The organism is Streptomyces sp. NBC_01515, assembly GCF_045040345.1.
In the GTDB taxonomy this organism is placed as follows: domain Bacteria; phylum Actinomycetota; class Actinomycetes; order Streptomycetales; family Streptomycetaceae; genus Streptomyces.
Genome location: NZ_CP109416.1, coordinates 9601521 through 9625512 on the forward strand (window position 1 = coordinate 9601521; position 23992 = coordinate 9625512).

Consider the following 23992-nt stretch of genomic DNA (forward strand, 5'->3'; position numbering starts at 1 on the left):
GGTGTTCCTCAGCTCTCGCGCCGCTCGGCACCGGCCCGCAGCTCCCCGCGGAGCGCCTGCGGGTCCCAGCCCTCCCGCACCGCGCGGCGCACGAGGTCGGCCTGCGACGGCGGGGCCAACCCCTCGACCGGCGGGTCGTTGTCGAGGTTGGTCGGGAACGGATAGCCCTCGGCACTCGCCGCGACGACCGTGTCCAGCCACTCCTCGCCCACACCCTCGGCCTTGCGCTTGAGCAGCACCGGGAAGACGGCGTTGGTGACGGCCTCGCGGTCCACCGTCTCCATCGCCCGCCCGAACGCGGAGGACACCTGGAGCAGGTTGGCCATCCGCCGCACGTCGGTGGTGCGGTTGGTGCCGGCCGCGTGGAAGAGCGCCGGGTTGAAGAACGCGGCATCGCCCTTGGCGAGCGGGAGTTGGATGTAGTTCGCTTCGAAGTAGGCCTGGAATTCCGGGAGTCGCCACGCCAGATAGCCCGGCTCGAACTTCTGGGAGTGCGGCAGATACATCGTCGGCCCCGACTCCACCGGCATGTCGCAGTGCGCGACCGCCCCTTGGAGCGTGAGCACGGGGGAGAGGCGGTGCACGTGCGCCGGGTACTCGGCGGCGACCTCGTTCGTGAGGAACCCGAGGTGGTAGTCGCGGTGCACGGTCTGTGCCGCGCCGCCCGGGTGGACCACGTTGATCTGCGAGGTGACCTGGTAGCCGGGGCCGAGCCACGCGGTGGACACCAGGGCCAGGATGTCGTTCGCGTAGTAGTCGGCGAACACCTCGGGGTCGTAGAGCGCGGCCTTCTCCAGCGCGTTCCACACCCGGTCGTTGGCCCCGGGCTTGGCGAAGTGGTCCCCGGCGCCCGCGCCCGAGGCGCGCTGCTCGGCGATCAGGGCGTCGAAGACCCCGGTGGAACGGTCCACCACCGACAGGTCGGGGAAAGCGCCCCGCAGGACCACGATGCCGGGCCCCTCGGCGAACGCCCGGACCAGCTCGGCCTGCACCTCGCGGCGCTCGCCGGCCGCCACGGACTTGCGGAGCCGGTCGCTGTCGTAGACGAGGACGTTCCGCTCGACCGAGGACGCGTACGGGAAGTCGGCCAGCTCGGTCGGCTGCTCGACCAGCGTGCGGAAGGCGTCGAGGTCGCAGTCCTGCTCGGTGAGCCAGGCGCGGGATTCTGCGGATGTGAAGGACATCGTCGTCCCCTCGGGTCACGGAGTGGTGCGGTGCTGTCATTCTTGTCAGTACAAACCCATCGAACAACCAGCAGCCGGCCATCAAAAACCCCTCAAGGAGGCGACCCGTGGGCCACCCCTTCCCGATCCGTGAAATCGCACGTCAGGCGGGTCTCAGCGAGGCCACCGTGGACCGTGTCCTGAACGGCAGGGGCGGGGTCCGCGAGAGCACGCAGCGTGAGGTGCGGCAGGCCATCGCCGATCTCGACCGGCAGCGCACCCAGGTCAGACTCGTCGGCCGTACGTTCATGATCGACATCGTGATGCAGACGCCGGAGCGCTTCTCCACCGCCGTACGGAACGCGCTGGAGGCCGAACTGCCCGACCTGCACCCGGCCGTCGTGCGATCGCGCTTCCACTTCCGGGAGACCGCCCCGGTGAAGGAGCTGGTCGGGACCCTGGACAGGATCGTGCGGCGCGGCTCGCAGGGCGTCATCCTCAAGGCCCCGGACGTCCCCGAGATCACCGCCGCCGTCGGCCGGCTCGTCGCCGCCGGCATCCCGGTCGTCACCCTGGTCACCGACCTGCCCGCGAGCGCCCGCCTGGCCTACGTCGGCATAGACAACCGGGCGGCGGGCGCGACCGCCGCCTACCTCATGGGCCAGTGGCTCGGTGACCGCCCCGGCAACATTCTCACCAGCCTGAGCAGCGGTTTCTTCCGCAACGAGGAAGAACGCGAGATGGGCTTTCGCAGCACCATGCGCGCCCGCTACCCGGAACGCGTGCTGGTGGAGATCACCGAGGGCCAAGGCCTGGACGCCACCCAGTACGAACTCGTCCGGGCCGCCCTCAAGCGCGACCCGGACATCCGCGCGGTCTACTCCATCGGCGGCGGCAACATCGCGACCCTGCGCGCCTTCGCCGACCTGGGCCGCGAGTGCGCCGTGTTCGTCGCGCACGACCTCGACCACGACAACACCCGACTGCTGCACGAGCAGCGGCTCTCCGCCGTCCTCCACCACGACCTGCGCCAGGACGTCCGTGAGGCCTGCCGCATCGTGATGCGCGCCCACGACGCGCTGCCGCCCGCGGGCCCGACCCTGCCGTCCGCGATCCAGGTCGTCACGCCCTACAACCTGCCTACGACACCGCCGCGTTGACCCCGTCTACAGATTGATCGCGTACGCCTTGCGCAGCGTCTCGTGCACCGTCCACGTCGTACGGTCGCCCTCGCGCAGCACGGCCATGTCCCCGGGACCGACCGTCAGCGTCTCCCCGCCCTCGACCTCGATCGTGGCCGAACCGCTGATCACGACGAACAACTCGTCCGCCTCTGTGTCGGTGACCACACCCGGCGTGATCTGCCAGATCCCGCGGACCTGCTTGCCGTCCTCGGACTCCCACACGACCTTCCCGGTGACCTCGGGCGTACCGGAGACGATCTGCGCCGGATCGAGCGGCTCGGGTTCGAGCTCGGCATCGGGGATGTGGACTACGAAACTGTGCGTCATGCCGCGACCCTAACCGGGGTGGACCGTTCCAGGCGTGGACACTGTGTGGGGTATCGGCCCAGGTCGGAGGACACTTCGTCGCGGAGTGGCGGCCCGGACGGCGCCGGGTGATCGTGGAGGGCATGGCGCAGACCACGGCAGCCGTCCCCGAGCCACACCCGCAGCCGCACCCGCACGCAACCCGGGAGAACATCCTCTTCGGGGGCGTCTACGGCTCCGTCCTCGCCTGCTCGATGGTCGCCGCGTTGACTCAGTACGGCCACACCGACAGGGGCAGCCGCCGCTACGACGCCCTGTGGCTGCTGGTGACCGCCGCCGCCTCGGCACTCGCCCACGGGTACGCGCACTACATCGCCGAGCGCGCCCCGCACCGCCGCTGGGACGCCCTGCGCACCCTGCGCGACGAGTGGCCCCTGGTCGCCGCCGCGCTGCCGACCGTGCTGCTGCTCGCCGGGGCCGGCTGGGGCTGGTGGCCCGCGAACGGCGTCGAGTACGCGGCCTTCGTCCTCAACATCGCGCTGCTGTTCTGCCTGGGGCTGGTCACGGCCCGCTGGTCGGCGAGGAGTTGGGCGGCGGCCGTGGTCATCGGGGCGGTGGACGCACTGCTCGGGGTGGTGGTCGTCGTGGCCAACGCCCTGATCAAATAAGCGCGTTCGGCCTGTGCAGTCCGTTCGGCCTGTTCAGCCCGTTCAGCCCGTTCGGTTTGTTCATCAAACGGCACCCGCCTACAGGAGGCCTACGGAATATCCCGGTACCCGCGCAGCTTGCGGTACAGCGTCGCCCGCCCGATCCCCAACGCGGCAGCCGCCCGCGCCTTGTTGCCCCCGTGCCGGCGCAACGCGGCCAGGATCGTCGCGCGTTCGGCGTGCTCCATCGGGCTGAGCCGCCGGGCCGCAGGGCCTTCCCGCACAGGGTCGGGCAGCTCGGCCCGCCGCACCGGGCCGGTGACCCGCCGGTGTTCCGCCAACGCCCTGACGACATGGGCGAGTTCGGTGACGTTCCCGGGCCAGGGGTGTTCCTCCAGGGCCCGGAGCGCGTCCAGGGTCCAGGTGAGCGGCGGCTGTCCCACGGCCGGTCGGGGCGCGAGGACCGGCAGCAACTCCCTTACGTCCTCCGGGCGTTCACGCAACGCGGGCACGGTCACCGACCGAGCCGCGAGGGTGTCCAGCAGTCGCTGGAAGCAAGGGCCCGGGGGAGTGCCGGGCGTGTAGGTGACCAGCAGCCGCACGTCGGGGTGTTCGTCGAGCAGGGAGTTGAGCGCGGCGACGTCCGGCTGGGCGAGCCGTTCCGCGTGCCGCAGGAGGAGCGGGCGACCGTCCGCCAACTCGCTGTACTTCACGCCCAGTTCGGGCGACTCGGCGGCATCGGCAACCAACGGCACGGTCCCGCCGAGCAGTTCACGGGCCAGCGCGGTCTTCCCGCTGCCGCGTTCACCGGTCAGCAGCAGCGGCTCATGGACCCGGGCCAGCTCGACCGCCCGGGCGACCGCGTGCCGCCAGGGTACCGAACCACCCGCGAGCGCCAGCGCGGGTCGCGGCACGAGACGCGGTACCGGCGCCTCGGCAGGGCGGGCTTGGAGTACGGCGACGATCCCGAGGACGCGGCCCTCATGCCGTACCGGAGTGATCTCGGCGGTGCATCCGGCACCGTCGGGGAGCGTCAGGTTGTAGGAGTGCTCCCGCACCGGACGGCATCCGGTGTCGTTGGACCGTTCCACCACGGGACCGCCCCCGGCGTCGGCCGGCTGCTCCCGGCTCGGACCGCTCCCGGCGTCGTTGGACCGTTCCACCACAGGACCGCCTCCGGCGTCGGCCGGCCGTTCCAGGCTCGGACCGCCTCCGGCGTCGTGGGACCGTTCCACTGCGGGACCGCCCCCGGCGTCGGCCGGCTGCTCCCAGCTCGGACCGTCCCCGGTGTCGTTGGACCGTTCCACCACCGAACCGCACCCGGTGTCCTGAGGCGGCCGTGAGCCCTGAGGCGGCCGTGAGTCGTGGAGCGGCCGAACGCCGGAGGCGCGCTCGCTCGCGCTGGACCGTTCCAACGCGGCCAGTACCTGAGGTGTCGCGAGCCGCACCGCCGCCTCGCTGACGATGCGGTTGCGGCCGTCGAGGGCGACGATCGCGCGGGCCGGGCCGTGGGCGGCCGCCCGGGTGTAGGCGTCGAGGAGCACCCGTTCGGCGGTGCGGGAGCGGGCGAGTAGTTCCGCTTCGACCGCCGTGGCCGTCGCCTCGGCGAGGGCGGCCCCGGGGTGCGGGCCGCAGCCGGCGCACAGGGCGGACGCGACGGTCACCGTGCCCAGTACCTGCCCGGAATCCGGGGCGAGCAGCGGCACGCTGACGGCGGACACGTCCTGCCACACGTCGAGGAAGTGCTCGGGGCCGTGCACCTCGGCCCTGCGCCGGGTGCGCAGGGCGAGGGCCGCGCTGTTGTGGCCCACCTCCCGCTCGGACAGGTCACGGCACCGGTCGTCGCCCGGCACCTCGCCCGTGGTCCACAGCACCCGGAGACGCTCGTCGGTGAGGAGCATCGCCGAGTGGCCGAGGGCCGGCGCGATGCGGTCCAGCACGGGCCGCGCGGCCTCCAACAGGGGGGATTCGGCGGGCAGTTCGGGTTCGTGGACCGGTCCATCGAGGTCGTGCCGTACGCCGAAGAAGCGGGCGCGGCGCCAGGCCGCGAGGACCTCGTCCGGGACGTCGTCGGGCAGCGGGCGGCCGCTCAGGAACCGCTCGCGCGCCTGGCGCAGCGGGGCGAGGGCGGGGGGGTGATCCAGGGTGGTCATGACGCCTCTCACCGTATCGGGCCCGTGGCGGCGGCCGCCGAGGGGCTGTAACTGTCTCGTAATGAGACACCCGCGCAGGTCCGGCCCGCATCATGATCGTGAAGAGTCGGTGCCTTTCTCACCTCTGCCTCACCTCTGACTCACCCTGTCTCAACCCGCCCCACCTCCACCCCACCTCCGTCGCACCCCTGCCTCACCCCTGGAGCGTCCCGCCGTGCACGTTGTCGAGACCGACGTACTGATCGTGGGCAGCGGCCCGGCCGGAGCATCCGCCGCGCTGGCGCTGAGCACCTACGGCGTGCCCCACATCGTCGTCACGCGCTACTCGCGCCTCACCCGGACGCCCCGCGCGCACATCACCAACCAGCGCACCATGGAGGTCCTGCGCGACCTCGGCGTCGAGGACGAGGTGCTGGCCCAGGCGACACCGCAGAACCTGATGGGCAACACCACGTTCTGCACCAGCCTCGCCGGTGAGGAGCTGGGCCGGATCCGCTCCTGGGGCAACGACCCGCTCGTGCAGGCCGCCCACGAACTGGCCAGCCCGACCCGCATGTGCGACATGCCGCAGCACCTGATGGAACCGGTGCTCATCGACGCGGCGCTCGCGCGCGGCTCCAACGTCCGCTTCAGCACGGTCTACAAGTCCTTCGTCCAGGACGAGGACGGCGTCACGGTCACCGTCGAGGACCGGCTGCGCGGCGACGAGTACTTGATCCGGTCCAAGTACCTCATCGGCGCCGACGGGGGCCGCTCTCAGGTCGCCGAGGACGCCGGGCTGCCGATGGGCGGCCAGATGGGGGTCGCGGGCAGCATCAACATCGTCTTCGACGCGGACCTCGGCAAGTACACCGCGCACCGCCCCTCCACCCTCTACTGGGTGCTCGCCCCCGGCGCCACCGTCGGCGGCATCGGCGCGGGCCTGGTGCGCTGCGTCAAGCCGTGGAACGAGTGGCTGATCGTGTGGGGCTACGACGTGAGCGCCGGCGCCCCCGACCTCACCGAGGAGTACGCGCTGTCCGTCGTACGGCAGTTGGTCGGCGACGACGACATTCCGGTGACCATCAAGTCGTCCTCGGCGTGGACGGTCAACGAGATGTACGCCGAGACCTACGCCAACGGCCGTGTCCTGTGCGCCGGTGACGCCGTGCACCGCCACCCGCCGTCGAACGGGCTCGGCTCCAACACGTCGATCCAGGACGCCTACAACCTGGCGTGGAAGCTGAAGCTGGTCCTCGACGGCACCGCCACGCCGAAGCTCCTCGACACCTACGACGCCGAACGCGCGCCCGTCGGCAAGCAGATCGTCACCCGCGCCAACAAGTCCATCGGCGAGACCGCCCCGATCTTCGAGGCGCTGGACGGGCTCTCCCCGCAGACGCCCGAGCAGTTGTGGGCCAACATCGAGGCCCGCAAGGACGCCACGGAGGCCGCCGGGAAGCAGCGGGCCGCGTTGCGCGAGGCGATCGCGTTCAAGGTGTACGAGTTCAACGCGCACGGTGTCGACCTCAACCAGCGCTATTCCGCGGAGAGTTCGACCGCGGTCGTCTCCGACGGCACGCCCGACCCCGGCTTCGAGCGCGACCGCGAGCTGCACCACCAGCCCAGCTCCCGCCCCGGTGCCAAACTCCCGCACGCCTGGATCACGTCGGGCACGCGCACCGTCTCGACCCTCGACACGGTCGGCAAGGGCCGCTTCACCCTCCTCACCGGCATCGACGGCGAGGCCTGGGTGCGCGCGGCGCAGGCGCAGTCCCTGGACATCGCCACGGTCGTGATCGGCCCCGGCCAGGAGTACGACGACCCGTACGGCGACTGGGCCCGCCTGAGCGAGGTGTCCGACGGGGGCGCGCTCCTCGTACGCCCCGACGGGTATGTCGCTTTCCGCCACGCCGACGCGGCCGAGAACGCCGGACAGTTGCTCACGGACGCGTTGCGACGCATCCTCGGGCACGGCTGACATTTCGCACAGGGGCAGTTAGCAGAGGGTAGGGAGCCGCAAATGACCACTGACGTCACCGTCACGGACGAGGCCGTCGCCAGCCTGGAGGGGACGGCCGATCCCCGCCTGAAGGAACTGCTGACCGGCCTGATCCGGCACCTCCACGCGTTCGCGCGGGAGACCGACCTGACCCAGGCGGAGTGGGAGCGGGCGATCGGCTTCCTGACGGAGACCGGCAAGATGTGCACGGACACCCGGCAGGAGTTCATCCTCCTGTCGGACGTGCTCGGCCTGTCGATGCTGGTCGAGACGATCAACGGCGACCGGGCCGCCGGTTCCACCGAGTCGACGGTCCTCGGCCCCTTCCACATGACCGAGTCCCCGGTCCGTGAACTCGGCGCGAACATCGACCTGGTGGGCGGCGGCGAGCCGTGCGTGGTCAGCGGCCGGATCGTGTCGGGGGACGGCACGCCGCTCCCCGGCGCGGTCCTCGACGTGTGGCAGGCCGACGGCGACGGCTTCTACGACGTGCAGCGCCCCGACCTCCAACCCCCGGGCAACGGGAGGGGGTTGTTCACCGCGGACGCCGAGGGCCGCTTCTGGTTCCGCACCTGCGTACCGAGCCCGTACCCCATTCCCACGGACGGCCCGGTCGGCGAACTCCTCAAGGCGACCGGCCGCCACCCCTACCGCCCCGCCCACATCCACTTCATCGTCTCGGCCGAGGGCCACACCCCGGTCACCACGCACATCTTCGTAGCGGGCAGCGACTACTTGGACTCCGACGCCGTCTTCGCCGTCAAACAGAGCCTCGTCGAGGACTTCACCCCGACCGACGACCCGTCCCTGGCACGGGAGTTCGGCATCGCCAACCCCTTCCGCCACGCCCGCTTCGACCTCGTCCTGGACCGCGCGTGAAGAACTTCCTGGACTTCGCCTACGACGCCCAGCCCATGCGCGTCGTGTTCCGCCCCGGCGCCGCGCTCACCGCGACCGCCGGTGAGGCCGAACGGCTCGGTCTGCGGCGGGTGTTGGTGCTCTCCGGCGCGCGGGGTGCCGACACCGCCCAGGCGGTCGCCGACTCGCTGGGGGAGGTGTGCGTCGGGGTGCACGCCGAGGCGAAGATGCACGTCCCGGTCGAAGTCGCCGACCGTGCGGTCGAGTTGGTGCGCACGCTGGGCGCCGACGGCTGCGTCGCGGTGGGCGGCGGTTCGGCGGTCGGCCTCGGCAAGGCGATCGCCCTGCGCACCGGCCTCCCGCTGATCGCCGTCCCCTCCACCTACGCCGGCTCCGAGATGACCCCGGTCTGGGGCCTCACCGAGAACGGCGTCAAACGCACCGGCCGCGACCCCGCCGTCCTGCCCCGCAGCGTCGTCTACGACCCCGAACTCACCCTGGAACTCCCCGTACCGCTCACGGTGACCAGCGGCATCAACGCGATCGCGCACTCCGTGGAGGCGCTGTACGCCCCGGACACCTCGCCCGTGGTCGCCCTCATGGCGGAGGAGGGCGTGGGGGCGCTGGCGGGCGCACTGCCCGAACTGGCCGCCGAGCCACGGTCGTTGGAGGCCCGGAGCCGCGCCCTGTACGGGGCGTGGCTGTGCGGTTCCTGCCTCGGCGCCACGACCATGGGCCTGCACCACAAGCTGTGCCATGTCCTCGGCGGCACCTTCGGCCTGCCGCACGCGGAGACGCACACGGTGGTGCTGCCGTACGCGCTGGCGTACAACGCGCCCGCCGTACCGCTGACGGCCTCCGTCGTGGCCCGCGCGCTGGACGCCGACGACGCCCCGCGCGCCCTGTGGGACCTGGCGAGGCGGCTCGGCGCACCGCGCTCGCTCGCCGAACTCGGCCTGAAGGAGGGCGACTTGGCGACGGCCGCCGCGCAGGCGGTGAGCCAGGCGTACGCCAACCCCCGGCCGGTCACGGAGGACGGGGTGCTCGCGCTGCTGCGCGCGGCGTACGAGGGAACTCCCCCCGCGTAGACGGCCGTTCGGTGGTGCGCGCGATCAGTGGTTCGTGCGGACGCCGTCCAGTGCGATGGCCAGGACGCGGTCGCGCTGGGCGTCGTCCACGAACGTCGTGCCGGTGATCCCGGCGGCCATGCGCAGCAGGTCGTTGAAGTCCATGTCCGTGCGGGCCACGCCCGCCTTCTGCGCGCGCTCGAACAGCGGGCCGCCTGCGGAGAACATCGACTCACGGCAGGTCCCGAAGATCTCCGAGTCGTTCTCCAGCGCCTGGCGCACCGCCTGCTTGGTCGTCACGTAGCTTGCGAAACGGTTGAGCCACGAGGTCAGCGCCTCCCACGGCTCCTGGTCGGCGACGTCCAGGGCGAACTGGCACAGCGCGTTCACCTCGTTCGCGTAGACGCTCTCGAAGAGGGCCCGGCGGGTCGGGAAGTTGCGGTACAGCGTGCCGATGCCGACGCCGGCGCGCCGCGCGATGTCCTCCAGCGACGCCTCCGAGCCGTGCTCCGCGAAGGCCTCGCGGGCCGCGGCCAGCAGGGCGTCGTAGTTGCGGGCGGCGTCCTTGCGGTGGGGTCTCTGGGCCGCGACGATCTCGCTGACGGGGAACGGCTGGGCCGTCACGGGTGCCTCCCTGGGATGGGCCCGGTTGAACCGGAGGTATGCCTCCGCTATGGTGGAGGGGTACCTCCACTTTAGCAGTGTGGGCGCGTTCCGCCGTAGAGCCATGCGCGGGCGCACCCCCGTTCGCTTGTTCCGGAGAGGCTCTCGATGCCCCGCAAGTCCTCCCGCCTCACCTTCGCGGTCCTCGCGACCGGTGCGGGCGTGTTCTCCATGCTGCAGTCGCTGATCGCGCCGGCCCTGCCGACCGTCCAGCACGCGCTGCACACCTCCCAGTCCACCGCGACCTGGGTGATGACGGCCTATCTGCTGTCCGCCTCGGTCTTCACCCCGATACTCGGCCGCGTCGGCGACCTGGTCGGCAAGAAGCGCACCCTCGTCGCCGTCCTCCTGGCGGTCCTGGCCGGCTGTCTGGTCGCCGCGCTCGCCCCGAACATCGGCGTGCTGATCATCGCCCGGGTCGTCCAGGGCATCGGCGGCGCGCTGTTCCCGCTGTCCTTCGGCATCATCCGGGACGAGTTCGCCGCGTCCCGAGTCCCCAGCAGCATCAGCAACTTGTCCGCCGTGATCGCCGCGGGCGGTGGCGTCGGCATGGTGGCCGCCGGTCCCATCGTGACCGCGCTCGACTACCGCTGGCTGTTCTGGTTCCCCGTCGGCATCGTCGCCGTCACCACCCTCATCGCCGTGCGCTACGTCCCCGAGTCACCCAACCGCGCCCAGGGGAACGTCAATTGGCTCGGCGCCGTACTCCTCTCCGGCTGGCTGGTCGCCCTGCTGCTCCCGCTGAGCCAGGCGAGCAGCTGGGGCTGGGGCTCCGTGCGGGTCGTCGGCCTGTTCGCCGCGGCCGTCGTACTCTTCGCGGCCTGGCTGCTCTCGGAGGCCCGCTCCCGCAGCCCGCTCATCGACCTGAAGGTGATGCGCCTGCCGTCCGTGTGGACCACCAACACCGCCGCGCTGCTGTTCGGCGCGGGCATGTACGCGATCTGGTCCTTCCTGCCCGGCTTCGTCCAGACCCCGTCGTCCGCAGGCTACGGCTTCGGCGCCAGCGTCACCGCGTCCGGACTCCTCATGCTCCCGATGCTGCTCGCGATGTTCGTCTCGGGCGTGCTGAGCGGCCGCCTGGAACCGGTCGTCGGCGCCAAGGCGCTGCTCACCACCGGTGCCGCCCTCGGCGCCGTCGCCTGCGCGATCCTCGCCCTCTGGCACGACCAGCAATGGCAGATCGCCCTGGTGGCAGGCATCTTCGGCCTCGGCATCGGACTCGCCTTCGCCTCCATGGCCAACCTCATCGTCGGCAGCGTCCCGCCCGAGCAGACCGGCGCCGCGACCGGCATGAACGCCAACATCCGCACCATCGGCGGCTCGATCGGCGCCGCGGTCACCAGCGTCCTGGTCACCGGCCACCTCCAGCCGTCCGGCCTGCCCTACGACTCCGGGTACACCCACGGGTTCACGCTGCTCGCGGTGCTCCTCCTCGGCGCCGCGCTGGCCGCGCTCCTGGTGCCGCGCCGGTCCGGCCGTAGCGGAGGAACGACCGTCGGCGGCTCCGAGTCGGCGCTTCTGAAGGCGGAGGAGGAAGCGTCGGTGATGGCTCCCGGCGCCCTCAACTGACCCGGCCGGTGTGCCAGCATGAGCCGATGATCGAACAGAGCGCGCGGGGTTCCGGTGGTGAACTCCTGGACGTGCACCGGCTCCGGTTCGTCGAGACCGCCGCTCCTCGGCTCACGCCCGAGGAGCGGCTGGCGATGGACCGGGTGTGGGACGCGAAGGTACGGGACAACCCGACCTTCTTCGACGGGCCGGTCCTGGTGTGCGCGGGCACGCGACGGGAGGGACCGGACGACCTCGCCGTCTCCTGGGTCAGGACGACCTACCGCCACTTCGCCCTCCGCCGCGTCCCGTTCTCGACCTCGTGGCTGCCGTCGTTTTTCGTCTCCGTCCTCCAACCGGCCGACGACGGACGCCTGTTGGTGGGCCGGATGTCGAACTCGACGGCGGCACCCGGACGTTGGCAGCTGCCGGGCGGCTCGCTCGAACCGCCCGAGGGGGACGAGCCGCTCGACATGACGGCCCTCCGCCGCCACGCCGCACGGGAGTTGATCGAGGAGACCGGAATCGACACCTCGCCCCACGACCTCACCTTCTGGAACGTCACCCGCGCCGGAAACGGCAGCATCGGCGTCCTGTTCCGCGCCCCCTCCCTCCCGGAGGCGCGACTGCGCGAGCGGTACGAGGCCATGGCGGCGGCGGAGCGGACCCGGGGCCGCGAACCGGAGCTGGACGACATCGCCCTGATCCACTCGACGGCCCAACTCCCGCTCCTGGTGGGCCCGCACGCGGACTACCTGGAGCCGATCGTCCGCCGCTACGAGACATCGGGCGGCGTGGAACGGGCGTAACGGGTGTCTCGATATGAGACACCCGTTCCACGGCCGGAGCCTTCAAGATCGGCAGGGTACGACTGCTGTGAAGAAAGGTGATCACCATGGCCCTCGCACTGCTCAGGCGCTGGCTGCCCCAAGGCGGCCCCGCCACGGCGGCGGGCCTCTCGCTCCCCCTCCCGCCCGGCGCGGGCGGCTTCGGCCGTGAGATCGTCGACCCGATGGGCGTGCCCATGGCCTCCGCCGACGTGACGGTGACGGCCCTGGACTCGCACCGCGTCACGGCCTCCGGTACGACCGACCCGTACGGCTTCTTCCTCGCGGCCCTGCCACCCGGCCGCTACGGCCTCCTCGTCTCGGCCCAGGGGCTCCAGCCGCACCAGGAGACGGTCGAGATCGTCGCCGGAATCGCCGAGCCCACGGAACGCGTCTGGCTCCAGCCCGGCCGCGCCCAGGAACTCCCGCCGCCCGGCACCTGGCTCTTCGACCCGCCGCACACCGCGATCCGCTTCATCGCCAAGCACGTCGGCATGGCCCATGTGCACGGCCGGTTCGAGCGGTTCCAGGGCGGTATCCAGATCGCCCGGGAGATGACCGACTCCCAGGTCCACGTCCGCATCGACGCGTCCAGCATCACCACGGGCAACACCACGCGGGACAACCACCTGCGCTCCGGTGACTTCCTCGACGTCGAGCGCTACCCGTACATCGACTTCGCCAGCACCAGGTTCGCCTACCGCGGCGGCAGCAAATGGACGCTGCAGGGTTCCCTGACGATGCACGGCGTGAGCCGCTCGGTGAACCTGGACACGACCTACCTGGGCACGGTCAACGGCGGCTACGCCGAGGAACTCCGCTGCGCGGCCCTGGCCACGGCCGAGTTGCACCGCGAGGACTACACCCTGAACTGGCGCAGCATGCTGGCCCGGGGCATCGCCGTCGTAGGCCCCACCGTCCAGCTGGAGTTGGACATCCAGGCGATGTACCGCACCCACGACACCCCGACGCCGCCGAAGTGACCTGTCACATGCGGTAGGGTTTCACCTGCGCGTTCACCCGGCCGACCGGGTGCGGCGCGAGCGGGACGTGGCGCAGCTTGGTAGCGCACTTGACTGGGGGTCAAGGGGTCGCAGGTTCAAATCCTGTCGTCCCGACTTGAGAGAGTCGCAGGTCAGGGCCGGTTTCGGAGACATCCGAAACCGGCCGTTGGTCATTCTGGGCAACGGGGCCATCGAACTGGAGAGCGTCGCCCGGCACCGCTGAGTTGCTCATCGGGCCTGCCATTCGGGCTCGCGCTTCTCGGCGAAGGCGCGCGGGCCCTCGACAGCGTCGTCGCTGTGCATCCGGCGCTCCTCCCACGGGTACCGGGTGGCGAACGCCGACTCCAGAGGCAGCGCGGCCGACTTGGTGGCCGCCTCCTTGACGGCGCGGACTGCCAGGGGCGCGCAGCGCACGATGTCCGTCACCCAGGTCTCGGTGACATCATCGAGGTCGCCGGACGCCGCGACCTCGTTGACCAGGCCGAGTTCGTAGGCACGCTGCGCGGTCATCGGCCGCCCGGTCAGCAGATGCCCCATCGCCGTCTTCCACGGCAACTGCCGGCTCAGCCTGAACACCCCGCCGGCCCCCGCGACGAGCCCGAGCCTGGCCTCCGGCAGGGCGAAGGTCGCGTCGTGGGAAGCGACGACGATGTCACAGGCCAGGACGAGTTCGAAGCCACCGCCCAAGGCGTATCCGCGCACCTTGGCGACGACCGGTTTGGCCAGATCGAACCGCTCGGTGAGCCGCGGCCAACCGGGCTTTCCCCGACTGCCGAAGGTGGAGGGAGCGGCCTGCCCCTCCCGCTCCCGGCGCGCCAGCTCCTTCAGGTCCTGTCCGACGGAGAACGCGCGGGAACCGGCGCCGGAGAGAACGGCGACCCACATGTCGTCATCGGCTTCGAAGTCGTCCCAGATCTCCGCGAGTTCCTCGTGCATCCGCAGATCCATCGCATTGAGGACCTCGGGCCTGTCGAGCGTTATCCGGGCAACGTGGGCGCTCTTCTCGTAGCGCACTCTTGGACGCTGAGGCATGCCGGGGACTCTAGCCCGGCCGGGGCGCCCGGCCATCCGTGACCGGCCAGTCGGTTCCGCTACGAGGGGGTCGGGCTGGTCGGGGACGGGCTCGGGCTGGCGGGCGGGCTCGGACTGTCCGTGGACTGGCTCGGGCTGGTCGACGGACTGTCCTGAGGAGGGGCCTGCTCCTTGTCGTTGTGGCCGCACGCGGCCAGCGCGGTCACGAGGCTCGCCGTCCCCAGCCCTGTCACGAAGGTGCGGCGGCTCATCGCTCCCGGAATGCCGGACATCCTGGCCATGCGTCACTTCCTGTCGCCTCGTCTCGGACCGGCCGGCGAGGCGCCGCCGACCGGAGCGTGGGAACACGCTCCGCTCACCGTATGGATCAGGAGCGCCGGTTGTTCGACATTACGGCGAAAGACGCCTCGCGGGCGACGCGATCGAGACAGCCCGGGGTCCGCGCCATCGCCACGACGGCGACGACCGTGTGTCAAGCGACGCACGATCCGTCCGGCCGAACGCGTAAGTGATCACCGGCCGTTCAACCGGCGCGGGGCCGCAGTTGAACGACTGCCCTGGTGAACGCGCCATTGATCGCCCGGGTGGCGTCGGGTCATAGTGCTGCGGCAAGGACCTTTTTCCTTCGCCGGAGGTACTCCCGTGGCAGTGCGAGACAGCGCGTACACCGAGCGGCGCTTCCATGCTTGAGCTGACCCGCGAGGACGTGGCCGGGCTGCTCGGCAAGGTCGACCTCGTCGACGTCGTACGCGAAGTGTTCCTGGCGCACGCGTCCGACCGGACCGTGCTGCCGGAGGAGAGCTGTCTGCGGTGGACCAACGACCAAGGTGAGTCCTGCCGCAGTCTCAACATGCCCGGCCTTGTGGAGATCGACGGCCGGCGCACCGCCGGAACGAAGATCATCAACGCGAGTCTGGGCAATCCGGACCGTGGCCTGCCCCGCGCCGGCGGAATCGTCCTGCTCTTCGACATCACCACCGCCCGGCTGGTGTGCTCCATGGACGCGGCACACATCTCCGCCGGGCGAACGGCGGCGGTGAGCGTGCTCGCCGCGGAACTGCTGTGGGCCCGACCCGCCCGTTCCATCGGGCTGGTGGGTGCCGGGGCCTTGGCCGAGGCGCATCTCGACCTGGCCTTGCGAAGATGGCCGTCGGTACGGGAGGTCCGCCTCCACGACCAGGTGCCCGAGCGGGCGGTACGCCTCACCGAACGTCTGGGAGACACGTTCCGCACGGTCGCCTTCCACGTCGCCTCCACCGCCGAGCAGGCGGTGCGCGAAGCGGATCTGGTCATCCCCGTGACCACCACGACGACCGGCTACATCCCGGCCGACTGGATCGCCCCCGGTACCGTCACGGTCAACGTGTCGCTGGACGACCTGCTCCCCGACGCGTTCACCGCCGCCGACCAGGTGATCGTGGACGACTGGAGCCTGGTCGCCGCCGACACCACGCGGCTGCTCGGCAGGATGCACCGCTCCGGCGACGTACTGCCGCCACCGCGCCACCGGACAGCTGGTGCCGCCGGACACCGGGCGCCCGCCGTCGAGGTCGCGGCCGAACTGTGTGACCTCATCAGCGGCGCCGCGACGGGCCGGAGGTCCGCCGAAGACCGCATCGTGGTGAACCCGTTCGGCATGTCACTGCACGACGTGGCGGTGGCCGGAAAGCTCTACCACGAGCACCACGGCACACCGATCACCACGCGCACCTGACCATCACGACCGCGTGATCACCAGGATCACACGAGTTGACCAGCTCCTGCTTTGACCGGCGATCGTTTCCAGAAAACGTGTCATCGCCCGGTGAGGAGTGCGAATCAGCGTTCGCTGCGGCAGCGCAGAGCACACATCAATCAGATTCATTGTGCGGATGTCGATGTCGAAGGATCGCGACCGACGGTGTTTCCTGACGGGCACCGTATCGGTCAGCACCTTCTCAACGGGCCGGAGAGATGCTCTCGACGGCGTATCCGGAAACCAATTCGTCGTATGCAAGGTACGGAGAGGAAATCAGCATGGACAGGCTGGAACTCGACGAGACTGAAATCGGCGCGATGACAGAACTCGTCGACGAGTTCGAGGACGAATTCGCGACCCTCGACTCCGAGGAGACGCTGCACCGTGCCACCGTGCTCGCCCACCAACTTCCCAACAGGGTCCGGCTCCACCTGAACGCCTTCCGGCTGGAGCAGCTGTCGGGCGTGCTGTGCATATCCGGCTATCCGGTCGACCAGGACCGGCTCGGCCCCACGCCGGCGCACTGGCGCGGCCAGTCGGGGCCTTCCCCCGCACACCGCGAGGAACTGCTTCTCATGCTCTGCAGCTCGCTCCTGGGCGACCCGTTCTGCTGGGCGACCCAGCAGGACGGCAGGATGATCCACGACATCATCCCCATCCAGGGCCATGAGCACGAGCAACTGGGCTCCAGCAGCGAGGCGTTGCTGACCTGGCACACAGAGGACGCCTTCCACCCGCTCAGGGGCGACTTCCTGTCGTTCGCCTGCCTCCGCAACCCCTACGGAGCCGCGACGACCGTCGGATACGCGGACGCGCTCCAACTGCCGCAGGACGTACGGGAGACGCTGTCCGAGGAGCGGTTCATCATCTGCCCCGACGAGTCGCACCTCGGGAAGAACAACTCCGTGAAGGACCCCGAACACCTCGAATCCTTCGAGGAGATCGAGGAGATGCAGCGCAACCCCGATCTGGTGGCCGTCCTCTTCGGCAACCCGCAGCAGCCCTACCTCCGGGCCGACCCGTACTTCATGAGCGTCGCGGACGGGGACGACCAGGCGCGCTTCGCACTCGACACGCTGGTCAAGGCGATGGACGAGGCGATGTTCGATCTCACGCTCGCCAGCGGTGACTTCTGCTTCCTGGACAACTTCCGGGTCGTCCACGGCCGCAAGCCCTTCAAGGCTCGCCACGACGGTACGGACCGGTGGCTCAAGCGCGTCAACGTCACCGGCGATCTGCGTAAGTCCCGTGCCGCGCGGGACGCCAGGGCGGTGCGCGCCAGCCGCTGACCTGTCCGGCACCGCGACCTTCCGACACGGAGAACGAGGGCACACCATGAGACTTCGGTCCGCACCGCTTGAGGACTGGCTGCGCGACTACTACTTCACCGCCGAGATCGACATCAGCTCCAGCGGGTTCCACTCGTACTCCATGGCGGAGCTGCGCGCGAAGACCGGCCTGCGCCACGCGGACGTCGACCGGCTGGTCTTCGACGACGGCTACTCCCTCGGCGCACCCGAAGTACGGGCCGCCGTCGCCCGTCACTGCGGGGGCGTCGACCCGGACAAGGTGATGACGACAAGCGGCTCGGGCGAGGCCCTGTCCCTCGTCCTCAGCGCGCTGCTGCGCCCCGGCGACGAGGTCGTCGTCGTCCAGCCCGGCTACCACCTGCTCGTCGAGTACGCCATCGCGCTCGGCTGCACGATCAAGACCTGGCGGCTGGATCCCGACAAGGACTGGCAGCCCTCGCTGGACGAGCTCGCCGAGCTGGTGGGCGAGCGCACCCGGGCGATCATCGTGAACTTTCCGCAGAACCCGACGGGTGCCACCCTCACCGAGGCTCAGCTGGACCGTCTCGTCGGCCTCGCGGAGGGCATCGGCGCGTACGTCCTCTGGGACGGCGCGTTCACCGACCTCACCTACGATGCCCCGCCGCTGCCGGAGATCACGACCCGGTACGAGCGCGCGGTCAGCTTTGGCACCTTCTCCAAGGCGTTCGGGCTGCCCGGCCTGCGGTTCGGCTGGTGCGTGGCACCCCCGGAGCTCCTCGCCGACTGCGTCCGCATCCGTGACTACACCACGCTGCATGTGTCGCCGCTCGTCGAACTCCTGGCCCTGGGTGTCCTGGAGAACGCCGAGGCGTTCATTCGGCCGCGCCTCGACCAGGCCAGGATCAACCGTGCGACCCTGACGAACTGGGCCGCGGCCCATCCCGAACTCGTCACGCTCGCGGTGCCGGCGGGCGGGGTCACGGCCTTCCCGCGGCTGACGGGCCCGGCCGACGTGGACGAGTTCTGCGACGAGCTCTTCCAGAAGCGCGGCGTCCTTGTCATTCCCGGATCCTGCTTCGGCCGCCCCCGGCACATCCGGGTCGGCTTCGGTGGCACCGCCGACCTGCTCCAGGAAGGCCTGGACCGCCTGGCGCTCGCACTGACCGAGGCCCGCGGCTGAACCGCTGACGCACGGCTGGTCCGCCGGATCCCCCTGTCCGGGGACGGCGTCGTCCCTCGCACGGGGGATGGCGCCGTGGCTGGCTGGAAGGACGATTCCGAGCGGCGCCGACTGCCATAATGACCAACGTGCACCGTGTGACGGCTTGGCGTGACACCTGGATCGCAACACGACGGCGGGTGACGGAACTACCGCATGTGAGTGCGCTGTCCGGGACCTTTCTCGTGCTGTTCGCCGTCCTGGAATCGCTGGCGGAGTTCGTCGGCGCCCACGGGTCGATTCCCCGGCTGTTCGCCGACGCCACCGCGAAAGCCGGCCCGCACGGCAGCGCGGCAGGCCTGCAGTTCGCCATGGTGGTCGGCCTGTTGTGCCTCTCCACCGCACTGCCCTTGGTCTTCCTGCGTCCTCTGGTGGCCGGGATCACCGTCACCGCGGCCAGCGTCGGATCCCTCCTGATCTTCGACACACTGACCCTGGCGGGCATCGCCGCCCAGCTCGTCGCCCAGTACCGGCTCGGCCGCAGCGGCCACCTCCTGTCAGCCGCGCTCCTCGGCACATCCTTCCTCGCCCTGGCCCTGACGGGGCCCGACGACACCGACTACCGCGTACGGGTCGTGGTCGTCGCGGCACTGGCCCCACTGGCCGCCTTCGTCGGGCTCGTCGTCCGTTCCAACGAACAGGACCGGCAGCACAGCGCCATCCGCGAGGTCATGGACGGCACCCAGTGGGAGAACGCCGCACGCGGAGAACGCGTCCGTATCGTCCGTGAGCTGCACGACGTCGTCGGCCACCACATCTCCATGATCGCCGTGCAGGCGGAGACGGCCCGGATGGCCACCCCGGGCATGCCCGCCGAGGGAGCCGAACGGCTGCTCGGCATAGGGGACACCGCCCGCGCGGCCCTGAACGAGATGCGTCGGCTGCTCGGCGTGCTCCGCGAGGACACCGACTCCGTCGCCGGAGGCGACCGCCGGCCGCAGCCCGACCTGCGCCAGCTCCACGAACTGCTGGAAGAGGCACGCAAGGCGTCCGCGACGTCCATCCGCCTCATCCTCAGCGGATCGCCGAGCGAACTGGACCCCGGCATCGAACTGGCCGCCTACCGCATCGTCCAGGAATCCCTCACCAACGCCCGCAAACACGCCACCGGCGCCGCTGTCGACGTGGAACTCACCTACACCGACGAAGCCCTGCACGTGCGGGTCCGCGACAACGGCCCGGGACCGCTGCCCGACCGGACCACCGGCGGACACGGCCTGCTCGGCATGCGGGAACGCGCGTCCGCGGTCGGCGGCGACGTACACACCGGCTCGGCGTTCGGCGGCGGCGGTTTCGTCGTCGAGGCGCGCTTCCCCGCCAAGACGGAAGGGACCCCATGAACACCCCGTCCTCGCTGATCCGGGTCGTTGTCGCCGACGACCACGTCGTGGTCCGCACCGGCTTCGCCGCGCTGCTCGACAGCCAGCCGGACTTCACCGTCGTGCGGACCGCCTCCTCCGGAGCGGAAGCGGTACGGGTCTGCCGCGAGGTCCTGCCGGACGTCGTCCTCATGGACATCCGCATGCCCGAGATGGACGGCATCGAGGCCACCAGGCAGCTCGTCGGCTCCTCGCCCGACGGCGTCGACGCACCGCGCGTCCTCATCCTCACGACGTTCGACCTCGACGAGTACGTGTACGACGCGCTGCGCGCCGGAGCCAGTGGGTTCCTCCTCAAGGAGGTCACCGCGGAACGGCTCTTCGACGCCGTACGCGTCGTCGCCGCCGGGGACGCCCTGCTCGCGCCCGGTATCACCCGTCGGCTCATCAGCGAGTTCGCCCTGATGCCCGCCAGACCGGACGCCTCGCCGCCACCCGGCATGAAGGCGCTCACCGCACGCGAGCGAGAGGTCCTGCTGCTTGTCGCCGAGGGCCTCTCCAATCCGGAGATCGGCGCCAGGCTGGTCGTCGGCGAGGAGACGGTGAAGACACACGTCAGCCGCATCCTCGCGAAACTCGCGCTGCGCGACCGTACACAGGCCGTGATCGCCGCGTATGAGACGGGACTTGTCGTTCCCGGCACCCGCAAGTCGGAATAGGGCTCCGCCGGCACCGCTCGTTCGACGGCTCATCCACGGACCGCGCCCGCCTCGGCGGCGCGTCCGAGTGTTCAACTGCGGCACGGCGTCAGTTGAATACCACCGTCAGCGCCTGAACCTATTGCCACTTCAGAGCGCACTCGGGGATGCTTGCAGCCGAGCGAAGCTGTGCCGAAACAATGCGAGAGAATTCCGTGAGGAGATACCCGCTGTGAAAGTGACGGTGCAGGCTCCGGCCGACGAACCGCCGCCCGAGGGAAATCCTCCGGGCCGAGAAGGCCATCAGCGAATTCGCCCCGGAATCGTTCCGAGGATTATTCCCTATGCAAAGCCGTATCGGCTGCGTCTCCTGTTTCTGATAGGCGCGTCCGCGCTGGGCGCGCTCGTCACCGCGGCCAGCCCCCTGCTGTTCGGCATCATCATCGACAAGGGCATCACCCCGCGGAAGACGGATGTCGTGATCGCGGTGGCCGGCGCCCTGCTCGCGCTGGCCCTGCTCGAAGCCCTCACGACGTACTGGCAGGCCAGACTCTCCGCGCAGATCGGTGAGGGCCTCATCTACGACCTGCGTACCGCCGTGTTCGGACACGTTCAGGCGCAGCCCCTCGCGTTCTTCACCCGGTCCCAGACCGGATCCCTCGTCAGCAGGCTGAACACGGACGTCATCGGGGCACAGCAGGCGATCACCGTGCTGATGGCCGAGACCGTCAACACCGTGCTCACGCTCGTCCTCGTCCTCGCCGCGATGTTCTACCTCTCGTGGCAGCTCAGCCTCATCGCGCTGGTGATGGTCCCCTTCTTCCTCTTCCCCGGAAAGATCATCGGCCATCGCATGCAGCGCCTCGCCAGGGGCACCATGCAGCTCAATGCGGAGATGGGCTCGTTGATGAGCGAGCGCTTCAACGTCGCCGGGGCGATGCTCAACAAGCTGTACGGTCGCCCCGCCCACGAGTCCGCCGTGTTCGCGGGGCGAGCCCGCGACGTCCGCGACATCGGTGTGAAGACCAACGTGACGGCACAAGTCCTCGGCATCATCATGGGTCTTACCGCCTCGGTGACCCTCGCGCTGCTCTTCGGAATCGGCGGCCTCCTCGTCGTCCACGGCGCCTTCGCCCTCGGCACCCTCGTCTCCCTGGTCACGCTCGTGGGCCGCCTATACACGCCCATCCAGCAGCTGTCCAGTGTGCAGGCCAACGCGATGACCGCGCTGGTCAGCTTCGACCGGGTCTTCGAGATCCTCGACCTCGAACCCCTGGTCAAGGAGCGGCCCGGCGCGAAAGCGTTGCCCGCCGCCGGCGGGGCCTCCACGGGCACGGCCGCACCGGAGATCGAGTTCGACAGGGTCTCCTTCCGCTACCCCGCCGCCGGCGAAGTCGCCCTGGCCTCACTGGAGTCGATCTCTCTGCCCCACCAGGAACGCGGCGACGACGCCCTGGTCCTCAACGAGGTCAGCTTCCGGGCACCCGCCGGAAAACTCACGGCACTCGTCGGCCGCTCGGGCGCCGGCAAGACCACCATCACCAACCTGATGCCGCGCTTCTACGATCCCGTCTCCGGCTCTGTACGCATCGCGGGCCACGACCTCCGTGATGTCACCCTGGCCTCCCTGCAGGACACGGTCGGAGTGGTCACCCAGGACGCCCACCTGTTCCACGAGACCATCCGGGCCAACCTGCTGTACGCCCGCCCGGACGCCACCGAACGCGACCTCGTCGAGGCCTGCGACGCAGCCAGGATCTGGGACACCGTCGCCGGCCTGCCGAACGGCCTCGACACCGTCGTCGGCGACCGCGGGTTCCGGCTCTCCGGCGGCGAGAAACAGCGCATCGCCCTGGCCCGGCTGCTGCTCAAGGCCCCGCCCGTGGTGGTGCTGGACGAAGCCACCGCCCACCTCGACTCGGAGTCCGAGGCGGCCATCCAACGGGCCCTCAAGACCGCACTGTCGGGCCGCACCTCCGTGGTGATCGCCCACCGGCTGTCCACCATTCGCGAGGCCGACCAGATCCTCGTCATCGACGAGGGCCGGATCCGCGAGCGCGGCACCCACGAATCGCTTCTGGCCGACGGTGACCTCTACGCCGACCTCTACGACACACAGTTCGCCCGGCAGAAGACGGCCGTCGACGAAACCGTGCTCGACGTCGCGGGTCCCCAGCGCTGACGGCCCGCGCGCCCACGTACACCCCAGAACTCTTTCGCGCAGTTCTCTTTCCCGCAGTTCCTTACTCGGTCAACGTCGTGATGAGGAGATCGCCTTGCGCACCGTGAGCTTCGACTTCGAAACCCCTGAGGCACGATTCAAGGTACTGATCAACCATGAGGAGCAGTACTCCCTGTGGCCCGCCGACCTGGATGTCCCGGGCGGCTGGAACGAGACGGGTGTGACCGCCTCCAAGGAGGACTGCGACAAGTACATCGAGGAGACCTGGACCGATATGCGGCCCAAGAGCCTGCGTATCGCGCTCGACGGCGAATAGCGGGACACGGAATGCCGCACGTATTCACCAACGGCATCCGGCTCTCCTACGAACGGTCGGGCCGAGGCGAACGAGTTCTCATGATCATGGGCTCCTCGGCCGCGGGCCGGGTCTGGAGCCTGCACCAGACCCCGGCACTGAACGAGGCCGGCTATCAGGCCATCACGTTCGACAATCGCGGAGTCGCCCCCTCGGACATTCCACCGGGCAAATACACCCTCGCCGACATGGTCGCCGACACCAAGGGCCTCATCGAGGCCCTCGACGCCGCGCCCTGCCGGATCGTCGGAGTCTCCCTGGGGGCGATGATCGCGCAGGAACTCGCCATCAGCCACCCGGACCTGGTCCGATGCGCCGTCCTGATCGCCACCAAATCGCGTTCGGACACTCTCCGAACCGCTCTTGGCACGGCCGAACGCGCCCTGACGCAGAGCGGGATGAAGCTGCCGGCCGACTACCAATCCGCGATGTCGGTACTGCAGATGCTCTCGCCCGCCACGCTGAGGGACGACAACGCCGTCTCCCTGTGGCTGGAGACGTTCCGGCTGGCCGGCGCGGAGAATTCGGTCGGCCAGTCCTGGATCAACACGGACGAGGATCGGCGCAAGGCACTCCAGGACATATCCGCGCCGTGCCGCGTCATCGGCTTCAGCGACGATTTCGTCACCCCGCCCCATCTGGCCGCCGAAGTCGCCGAGGCGATTCCGGAGTGCGACTACGTGGAGATTCCCGACTGCGGGCACTTCGGCTACCTCGAACGTCCCACCGAGGTCAACTCGGCCATCATCGAATTCCTCGACAACCACTGAGAAGTCC

At 70.1% G+C, this 23992-nt stretch carries 22 protein-coding genes and 1 tRNA gene; 17 read left to right on the plus strand and 6 right to left on the minus strand.

The features are described 5' to 3' along the window. Positions 1–8 precede the first annotated feature (8 nt). A complete protein-coding gene (locus OG407_RS42820; protein WP_405865863.1) occupies positions 9–1184 on the minus strand; it encodes a phytanoyl-CoA dioxygenase family protein in 1176 nt (391 codons plus the stop codon). Positions 1185–1291: 107 nt separating this feature from the next. On the opposite strand from OG407_RS42820, the gene OG407_RS42825 reads away from it, so the two are divergent. After that, on the plus strand, positions 1292–2323 hold the full coding sequence (locus OG407_RS42825; protein ID WP_405865865.1) for a LacI family DNA-binding transcriptional regulator: 1032 nt from the start codon (positions 1292–1294) through the stop codon (positions 2321–2323). A gap of 6 nt (positions 2324–2329) precedes the next feature. Here the strand turns inward: OG407_RS42825 and OG407_RS42830 are convergent, their stop codons facing one another. Beyond that, on the minus strand, positions 2330–2674 hold the full coding sequence (locus OG407_RS42830) for a cupin domain-containing protein (RefSeq protein WP_366096950.1): 345 nt from the start codon (positions 2672–2674) through the stop codon (positions 2330–2332). 122 nt (positions 2675–2796) lie between these two features. On the opposite strand from OG407_RS42830, the gene OG407_RS42835 reads away from it, so the two are divergent. After that, positions 2797–3321 (plus strand): hypothetical protein, encoded by a 525-nt coding sequence (locus OG407_RS42835; protein WP_405865867.1) that lies wholly within the window; start codon positions 2797–2799, stop codon positions 3319–3321. 89 nt (positions 3322–3410) lie between these two features. Here OG407_RS42835 and OG407_RS42840 read toward each other — a convergent pair whose 3' ends face one another. After that, the gene (locus tag OG407_RS42840) at positions 3411–5453 is read right to left on the minus strand and encodes a helix-turn-helix domain-containing protein (RefSeq protein ID WP_405865869.1); all 2043 of its coding nucleotides are present in this window, start codon (positions 5451–5453) and stop codon (positions 3411–3413) included. A 214-nt stretch (positions 5454–5667) separates the two neighbouring features. On the opposite strand from OG407_RS42840, the gene OG407_RS42845 reads away from it, so the two are divergent. Genes OG407_RS42845 through OG407_RS42855 form a run of 3 tightly spaced genes read left to right on the plus strand, consistent with a single transcriptional unit; the run spans position 5668 to position 9380 of the window. Continuing rightward, on the plus strand, positions 5668–7413 hold the full coding sequence (locus tag OG407_RS42845; RefSeq protein ID WP_405865871.1) for an FAD-dependent monooxygenase: 1746 nt from the start codon (positions 5668–5670) through the stop codon (positions 7411–7413). 42 nt (positions 7414–7455) lie between these two features. Further along, on the plus strand, positions 7456–8313 hold the full coding sequence (locus OG407_RS42850) for an intradiol ring-cleavage dioxygenase (RefSeq protein WP_405865873.1): 858 nt from the start codon (positions 7456–7458) through the stop codon (positions 8311–8313). Beyond that, positions 8310–9380 carry a maleylacetate reductase gene (locus OG407_RS42855; protein ID WP_405865875.1) on the plus strand — a complete coding sequence of 357 codons (1071 nt, stop codon included), beginning with the start codon at positions 8310–8312 and terminating at the stop codon, positions 9378–9380. The genes OG407_RS42850 and OG407_RS42855 overlap by 4 nt, the downstream gene beginning before the upstream one ends. Before the next feature lie 24 nt (positions 9381–9404). On the opposite strand, the gene OG407_RS42860 is transcribed toward OG407_RS42855, so the two are convergent. Beyond that, positions 9405–9983 (minus strand): TetR/AcrR family transcriptional regulator, encoded by a 579-nt coding sequence (locus OG407_RS42860; RefSeq protein WP_405865877.1) that lies wholly within the window; start codon positions 9981–9983, stop codon positions 9405–9407. Positions 9984–10130: 147 nt separating this feature from the next. Between OG407_RS42860 and OG407_RS42865 the strand changes: the two genes are divergently transcribed. From OG407_RS42865 to OG407_RS42880, 4 genes are all read left to right on the plus strand, one after another. After that, a complete protein-coding gene (locus OG407_RS42865; RefSeq protein WP_405865879.1) occupies positions 10131–11591 on the plus strand; it encodes an MFS transporter in 1461 nt (486 codons plus the stop codon). Between the two features lie 26 nt (positions 11592–11617). Next, on the plus strand, positions 11618–12379 hold the full coding sequence (locus OG407_RS42870; protein WP_405865881.1) for an NUDIX domain-containing protein: 762 nt from the start codon (positions 11618–11620) through the stop codon (positions 12377–12379). An 86-nt stretch (positions 12380–12465) separates the two neighbouring features. Next, positions 12466–13380, plus strand: a complete 915-nt coding sequence (locus OG407_RS42875) for a YceI family protein (RefSeq protein WP_405865883.1) — start codon at positions 12466–12468, stop codon at positions 13378–13380. Positions 13381–13441: 61 nt separating this feature from the next. Further along, positions 13442–13515 (plus strand) — tRNA-Pro (locus OG407_RS42880). 114 nt (positions 13516–13629) lie between these two features. Here OG407_RS42880 and dpgD read toward each other — a convergent pair. After that, complete coding sequence (gene dpgD / locus OG407_RS42885) at positions 13630–14433, minus strand: enoyl-CoA-hydratase DpgD (protein WP_405865885.1); 804 nt, start codon at positions 14431–14433, stop codon at positions 13630–13632. A 59-nt stretch (positions 14434–14492) separates the two neighbouring features. Then, on the minus strand, positions 14493–14714 hold the full coding sequence (locus tag OG407_RS42890; RefSeq protein WP_403585321.1) for a hypothetical protein: 222 nt from the start codon (positions 14712–14714) through the stop codon (positions 14493–14495). 401 nt (positions 14715–15115) lie between these two features. On the opposite strand from OG407_RS42890, the gene OG407_RS42895 reads away from it, so the two are divergent. From OG407_RS42895 to OG407_RS42930, 8 genes are all read left to right on the plus strand, one after another. Then, positions 15116–16147 carry an ornithine cyclodeaminase family protein gene (locus OG407_RS42895; RefSeq protein WP_405865887.1) on the plus strand — a complete coding sequence of 344 codons (1032 nt, stop codon included), beginning with the start codon at positions 15116–15118 and terminating at the stop codon, positions 16145–16147. 302 nt (positions 16148–16449) lie between these two features. Next, the gene (gntD, locus tag OG407_RS42900) at positions 16450–17460 is read left to right on the plus strand and encodes a guanitoxin biosynthesis L-enduracididine beta-hydroxylase GntD (protein ID WP_405865889.1); all 1011 of its coding nucleotides are present in this window, start codon (positions 16450–16452) and stop codon (positions 17458–17460) included. Positions 17461–17506: 46 nt separating this feature from the next. Further along, positions 17507–18622, plus strand: a complete 1116-nt coding sequence (gene vioD / locus OG407_RS42905; RefSeq protein WP_405865891.1) for a capreomycidine synthase — start codon at positions 17507–17509, stop codon at positions 18620–18622. 137 nt (positions 18623–18759) lie between these two features. Continuing rightward, positions 18760–20001, plus strand: a complete 1242-nt coding sequence (locus OG407_RS42910; RefSeq protein ID WP_405865893.1) for a sensor histidine kinase — start codon at positions 18760–18762, stop codon at positions 19999–20001. Beyond that, positions 19998–20699 carry a response regulator gene (locus OG407_RS42915; RefSeq protein WP_405865895.1) on the plus strand — a complete coding sequence of 234 codons (702 nt, stop codon included), beginning with the start codon at positions 19998–20000 and terminating at the stop codon, positions 20697–20699. The genes OG407_RS42910 and OG407_RS42915 overlap by 4 nt, the downstream gene beginning before the upstream one ends. Positions 20700–20910: 211 nt before the next feature. Continuing rightward, entirely contained in the window at positions 20911–22860 is a 1950-nt protein-coding gene (locus OG407_RS42920; protein ID WP_405865897.1) for an ABC transporter ATP-binding protein, read from the plus strand. A 94-nt stretch (positions 22861–22954) separates the two neighbouring features. Then, positions 22955–23176, plus strand: coding sequence for an MbtH family protein (locus OG407_RS42925; RefSeq protein ID WP_403585304.1), 222 nt, complete (start codon positions 22955–22957; stop codon positions 23174–23176). Positions 23177–23187: 11 nt separating this feature from the next. Then, positions 23188–23985 (plus strand): alpha/beta fold hydrolase, encoded by a 798-nt coding sequence (locus OG407_RS42930; protein WP_405865898.1) that lies wholly within the window; start codon positions 23188–23190, stop codon positions 23983–23985. Positions 23986–23992 lie beyond the last annotated feature (7 nt).

Bases quoted from the DNA above. Each gene is read 5' to 3' on its own strand.
- OG407_RS42850 (WP_405865873.1), top strand. From the start codon at position 7,456: ATGACCACTGACGTCACCGTCACGGACGAGGCCGTCGCCAGCCTGGAG.
- OG407_RS42865 (WP_405865879.1), top strand. From the start codon at position 10,131: ATGCCCCGCAAGTCCTCCCGCCTCACCTTCGCGGTCCTCGCGACCGGT.
- OG407_RS42830 (WP_366096950.1), bottom strand. From the start codon at position 2,674: ATGACGCACAGTTTCGTAGTCCACATCCCCGATGCCGAGCTCGAACCC.
- OG407_RS42895 (WP_405865887.1), top strand. From the start codon at position 15,116: ATGCTTGAGCTGACCCGCGAGGACGTGGCCGGGCTGCTCGGCAAGGTC.
- OG407_RS42930 (WP_405865898.1), top strand. From the start codon at position 23,188: ATGCCGCACGTATTCACCAACGGCATCCGGCTCTCCTACGAACGGTCG.
- OG407_RS42835 (WP_405865867.1), top strand. From the start codon at position 2,797: ATGGCGCAGACCACGGCAGCCGTCCCCGAGCCACACCCGCAGCCGCAC.
- OG407_RS42840 (WP_405865869.1), bottom strand. From the start codon at position 5,453: ATGACCACCCTGGATCACCCCCCCGCCCTCGCCCCGCTGCGCCAGGCG.
- gntD (WP_405865889.1), top strand. From the start codon at position 16,450: ATGGACAGGCTGGAACTCGACGAGACTGAAATCGGCGCGATGACAGAA.
- OG407_RS42875 (WP_405865883.1), top strand. From the start codon at position 12,466: ATGGCCCTCGCACTGCTCAGGCGCTGGCTGCCCCAAGGCGGCCCCGCC.
- OG407_RS42915 (WP_405865895.1), top strand. From the start codon at position 19,998: ATGAACACCCCGTCCTCGCTGATCCGGGTCGTTGTCGCCGACGACCAC.
- OG407_RS42870 (WP_405865881.1), top strand. From the start codon at position 11,618: ATGATCGAACAGAGCGCGCGGGGTTCCGGTGGTGAACTCCTGGACGTG.
- OG407_RS42820 (WP_405865863.1), bottom strand. From the start codon at position 1,184: ATGTCCTTCACATCCGCAGAATCCCGCGCCTGGCTCACCGAGCAGGAC.
- OG407_RS42890 (WP_403585321.1), bottom strand. From the start codon at position 14,714: ATGGCCAGGATGTCCGGCATTCCGGGAGCGATGAGCCGCCGCACCTTC.
- dpgD (WP_405865885.1), bottom strand. From the start codon at position 14,433: ATGCCTCAGCGTCCAAGAGTGCGCTACGAGAAGAGCGCCCACGTTGCC.
- vioD (WP_405865891.1), top strand. From the start codon at position 17,507: ATGAGACTTCGGTCCGCACCGCTTGAGGACTGGCTGCGCGACTACTAC.